The sequence below is a fragment of the Modicisalibacter coralii genome, from assembly GCF_004117855.1.
Classification (GTDB): Bacteria; Pseudomonadota; Gammaproteobacteria; order Pseudomonadales; family Halomonadaceae; genus Modicisalibacter; species Modicisalibacter coralii.
This window is the reverse complement of the sequence record NZ_QWBW01000072.1, coordinates 1-606: the sequence shown is the minus strand read 5'-3', so window position 1 is coordinate 606 and position 606 is coordinate 1. Positions and strand designations below refer to the sequence as shown.

The 606-nt window shown below is 65.3% G+C and carries 1 pseudogene; it reads right to left on the bottom strand.

Features of this window, described 5'->3' with window-relative positions:
- Window positions 1–499, bottom strand: a pseudogene (locus D0901_RS21350) (DUF2252 family protein); the annotation flags it as partial.
- Between the last annotated feature and the right edge of the window lie 107 nt (window positions 500–606).

Sequence of the window (606 nt, the reverse complement as noted above, 5' to 3'; positions counted from 1 at the left end):
GTGCCGGTGGCCCGATGGCGTTGACGATCGCCGGTTCGACGTCGTGATCGATCCGGCCGGACTCGTCGGAGAGCGCATGCACATGGGCGAGCACGCGGCCGCAGATGCCGGCGTAGTCCTTCCATTGGCTCTTTGAAAGGTCGTCGAGGTCGATGTCGTCGCGAAACGGCGCACGCTCGCGCGACATGTAGCTCAGGCCGTCGAATGCGACGTGACCGTAGAAGACGTCGCCGCGCACCAGGTGAACGCTCTGTGCGTGGCTGATGCGCTCGGCGCTGGCCGGCCTGGTGCCGCCCTCGACCTACGAGATGGATAGCCGTGCCGAGCGTCGCGCCTGCTTGTATTCGATGATCAGGTCGTCGGTACCGTCGCCCCGAGGGCCTTCGATGAGCACGTAATAGCGGTTGAGCCCCAGCGAGGCGGTGCCCTGCCCGCGACGTATCGCCACGTCTTTCACGTGCATGGCCTTTTTACCTCGCCCCCGGGCGCGTTTCGGCACCTCGATGGTGTTCTCACTGACCAGGCGGTCGGTGATCGCCTGGAACTCGTCGCGCCCGGGGGCGAGGTAAAAAGGCCATGCACGTGAAAGACGTGGCGATACGTCGC